This is a genomic window from uncultured Tenacibaculum sp. (assembly GCF_947494125.1).
Classification (GTDB): Bacteria; Bacteroidota; Bacteroidia; order Flavobacteriales; family Flavobacteriaceae; genus Polaribacter.
The window spans coordinates 1-5,228 of record NZ_CANLTU010000026.1 but is presented as its reverse complement, the minus strand read 5'-3'; the positions used below and the strand labels follow the sequence as shown (position 1 = coordinate 5,228).

The following is a 5,228-nucleotide window of genomic DNA, read 5'->3' as shown; positions in this document are numbered from 1 at the left end:
GAAACAATAACGATTCAACGAATTACCGATCCAACAATAGCAACATCGGTAGTTCAACCAAATTGTAATGGAGATAATGGAACAGTAAATGTTGTAATTTCAGATGGAACAGCACCATTTAGTGCAACAATAAATAGTACAACAGGGCCATTTACAAGTACACAAGCAGGCTTAAATACAAACACTGTATCATTTACAGGATTAGCATCAGATACCTATGAAGTAATAATCACGGATGCAAATGGATGTGTAACAGCAGCTTCAACAGAAACAGTAGCAGCACCAAATGCATTAACAGGAGGATCAGCAGCAGCAACAGCATTAACATGTAATCCTGCAGGTGGTACAGTATTAGGTGGAATATCATATACTGCACCAACGGGAGGTACAACAGCGTATACTTATTTTTATAAGTTATTAGCAGATGCTACTTATACTCAAGTAGTAGGTACTTCAGTATCTAACCTGGCAGCAGGTACTTATAATACAAGAGTTGTAGATGCTAATGGGTGTATTTTAAATTTAAACGATGTTACTATAGCACCATTACCAACAGCACCAACATTAACTAGTGTAGTTGCATATAATTGTGATGGTACAGGAAACATAACAATAACAACAGCACCGGCAGGAGCATATACTTACAGTTTAGATGGAGCAGCAGCACAAGCAGGCGCTACATTTAATAATGTTGCAGTAGGACCTCATACAATAACAGTAGCCTACGGAAGTAGTTGTACAACAGATATTTCTGTAAATGTTGAGCCAAATAATGCTTTTGATGCAACAATAACAGCAAGTACAGGTAATAATTGTAATGCTTCAAATGATGGAACAATAACAATTGAAGCTATAAATATTGTTGGTAATTTTGATTATTCAACTGATGGGGGAACAAATTGGAATACAACAACATCAAATCCATTTACAATAACAGGTTTATCAGCAGGAAGTCAAACTGTAGAAGTAAGACCAGATAATAGTTCTCCAGCGGCTTGTACTAAAACAATAGGTACAGTTATTTTAGCAAATCCAACTGTTATATCGGTAACGGCAGCAATTACTAAAGAAGCAAGTTGTGCTGCACCAACAGGAGCAACAATTACTGCTACACCAGCAGGAGGTACAGCACCATATAGATATAATATTAATGGAGGTGCTTGGCAAACTTCACCAGTATTTACTGGAATTGCAGCAAGTGGAACAGCGTACACTATTAATATAGAAGATGCTAACAATTGTGCTTCTTCAACACCAGTAACAGTAAATTCGCCATCAACAGTGGCATTTAATGTTGTACCAGAGGTATGTTATGATGGTTCAAATGGAGAATTAGTAATAACAGTAACTTCAGGAGGTGGTAATTACCAATTTAGTTTAGATGGAGGACCATTACAAGCATCAGGTACAAATACGTATACATTTACAGGTTTAACAAACGGAACTTATAGTGTAACAGTACAAGATGGATTAGGATGTTCAACTACAACTAATAATCATACAATTAATGACCAATTATCAGCTACGGCAACTGTTACAGATGCAAGTTGTAATACAGGACAAATATTAGTGAACCCTACAGGAGGAGCAGGAAGTTATGTATTCTCATTAGTAGCAGCAAATGCAGCACAACCAGCTGATGGAACGTATAATAATACCAATCCTATTTTAACTGGAAATGGAACGTATGATGTGTATGTAAGAGATAATAATGGAACAGGAACATACTGTCAATTTATTATTGAAGATGTTGTAGTAAATCAAATACCAAATGTAGCATTAACAGTTACAGGTAATCAGCCAACTTGTAATGGAGATACGGGTAGTATAGATTTACAAATAAACGCTGGTACTGGGCAATCGCCACATACCATTGTGGTAACAAATGGTTTAGGACCAGTAACTACAGTTAATAACTTTTTAGGATCAAACACAAGTTTTAACAATTTAGTAGCAGAAACATATACAATAACAATAACTGATGCTTTAGGATGTTCAGATACTGAAACAGTAACATTAACAGATCCTCCAGCATTAACAGCTACAATTGTACCAGAAAGACCAGTTTGTGGAACACCTTTTGTAGGTAACGAAACATTATTTGGTTACGATTTTACAGGCGTTCCAGCAGTTTTAGCTGGTCAAAAAATACAATATAGTGTAGATAATGGAGCAACTTGGCAAGATAGCCCTACGTTTAGAGGAACTGCCGGTAATCCAGATTTTAATTATGGAACAGTAACTTTCCCTGCAATTAGAATTACAGATATTGCGACAAGTTCAATTACGTATTGTTTAAATAACTTAGGGTCATACACAATGCCATTTGAAGTAAGTCCATTAGTTGTTAATATTACTACAAATTCATTGGATTGTACTGTAGGAGCAGAAGCAATAGTAAATGTAACAGGAGGAGTAGGTCCATATCAGTATACTTATAACACAATTCAAGTAGCGCCTGGACCTGGAGGTTGGGTACCAGCTGGAGGTACAGCTTCTAGTACATTTACATTTACAGGTTTAATACCAGGAAGAACATACTTCTTCTTTGTTCGAGATCTAGGAGATAATAATTGTGTAAAGGTAGATGATACTTTTACAATTAATATTGATGTGGATATAACACCTTCAATATTAAGTCAATCATGTAATGGAGGAGCTACGGGTAGTTTGCAATTTGATATTGATGACACTAGTGCTAATTTATTAAATGGAGGTGCTCCACCATTTAATTGGGAGCTTTTTAATCTTGATATTGTAACAGGAGTTTCAACTTCAGTAGAAACAGGAACTCAAGGTAGTTTAGCAGCTATATTACCAGCAGCTAATGGAACTCTTGCTCCGGGGACTTATTATTTACAAATAGAAAATGCAGCAGGTACATGTACATTTGCTAGTCCAAATGTTGAGATTTTAGAAAATGCACCTATAAATGCTAATTTAACGGTTGTAAATGATATTACATGTAGTACCAATGGTATTATTAGAGTGGATAATGTTACAGGTGGAACTGCACCATATACATATTCTGTAGGATCATCTACAAATTTTACACCAGGAGATGCAACAGTTACAGGTAACACTATAGAATTTGCTTATGCAGATGTAACAAACCCTGCATTAGATGTAACAGGTATTAATATAACAATAACAGATAGTAATGGAAATAGTTGTACAGCATCTGTGGGGCCAGAAACTTTAACCGTAAGCCCTTCACCAACAGTAGCAACTGTACCAAATAGTTGTGGAGCTAACAATACAATTACAATTACAGCAGGAAGTGGTACACCACCATATCAATACTCTACAGATGGAGGAACAACATATAGTGCACCTACAACTAGTACTACATATTTAGCAGAAGGTTTAACACCAGCGAGTTATAATGTAATAGTAAGAGATGCAAATGGATGTACAAGTCCAGTGGAAGCAACAACGATACAAGCGCCATTAGATTTTACATTAGTGCAAACTAAAAATATAGATTGTTCAGTTACACCGGCAGCAGCAGTAGCTATTAATGTTACTACAGGTTCAGGTTTAGCAAATTATGAATACGAAATTACTGGACCAAGTGCAGCCGTTGTAAGAACAGCTTTAGGTGCAAATCCTTTAACTTTTAATCCAACAACAGCAGGTACATATACAGTAACAATTTTTGATATAGCAGAAACACCTAATTGTTCAACTACAAAAACAATTACAATAGCAGCAAGAGTAGAGCCAGTATTCTCAGCCGTAGCTACAGTAAATGATATTTGTGATGCAGCGAATACAGGTGAAATAACGGTAACTACTACAGATAATGGAATTTTACCATTGAATTATACAATTACTCCAGATCCAGCAGCAGCAGGAACAATTTCTTCAGCGGCAGGAGTTGTATTTAGTAGTTTACCAGCGGGTAATTATACGATTAGAGGAACGTCAACAGTAAATAGTTGTTTTACAGAGCAAGTAGTTGAAATTAGAGATTTAAATCCAATTGTACCATCTGTGCCAACTATAACAGAGTTTGCTTGTACTACAGGAAATGTAGTAAATAGTGCAAATATAACATTACCAGCAGGTACGGTAGGAGGAACAGGAACCTATACTAGAGTAGTATTTACATATACACCAGTAACAGGTGCAGTAGAAACTCAAGATAGTGCTAGTTTAAGTTTTACAACTACAAATACTTCTGGAGGACCAGTAACAATTGTAGTGTTCGATGATAAAGGATGTTCTTCCGCAGTTGTGAATTCAGCTATTGGAGCCTTTAATGCAATAAGTGCACCAGTAGTAACAATAGATAATGCTATTACTTGTAATTCGGGAGAAGATATTACAGTAACGTATACAGCAACAGTAGCTGTTGCAGCAAATATTACTATTGAAGGAACAAACGGTACTGTATATGCAGCAGTAACAAATACAACAGGAGATTTTGATAATTTACCAACTGGTGAATATAAAATAACGATAACACATCCAACAACTGGATGTCTTTTAGAGACTTTCCATACAGTAGGAGTTGCACCACAATTTGATATTTTAATATCAGATGTAACAAACGAAACGTGTAGAACAAATGATGATGGTAGTGCATTATTAGATTTTAGTCCAGCAACACCATATGCAGGTAATTATGATTATGTTGTATACATTGCAGCTACAAACGCAATTTTTAGAACAGTTAATGGTCAAACAGGAAATTCACCAATTGCAAATTTACCAGCTGGAGAATATTATGTAATAACTACATTAACTTCTACAGGAGCACCTTTCTGTACAGCAAGATCAGCGAACTTTACCATTGAAGAGCCAGCGAATCCTTTATTAGTAAGTGGAGTAGTAAATCCACCAGTAAGTTGTAATGGAGGATCAAACGGAACTATAACTGCCAGTGCAACTGGAGGTTGGGGAAGTTACCAATACCAATTAGAAGATTTAGCTAATAATGTTATAGGCGGTTATACATATAGTAATAATAATGTATTTACAGGATTAGCACCAGGAGATTATAGAATAAGAGTTACCGATGGTAATGGTTGTCCTAGATCTAATACAGTTAATATACCAACTCCAGCTCCAGTAACTTTCACTGTAGTAGAGAATGACAATGTATGTGATTCGAGTACAGGCGGAAGTATCACAGTAACAGCAGCTGGAGGAACAGGAACTTATGTATATAGTTTAACAGTAGGCGGAACAGTAGTAGCGAGTCAAACATTAACAGCAACTAC

General features: G+C 36.1%; 1 protein-coding gene. It reads left to right on the top strand.

The annotated features are described in order from the left end of the window. Positions 1–5,228 (top strand): SprB repeat-containing protein (locus Q0881_RS17575; RefSeq protein ID WP_299163244.1); only part of this gene is annotated, 5,228 nt, incomplete at both ends.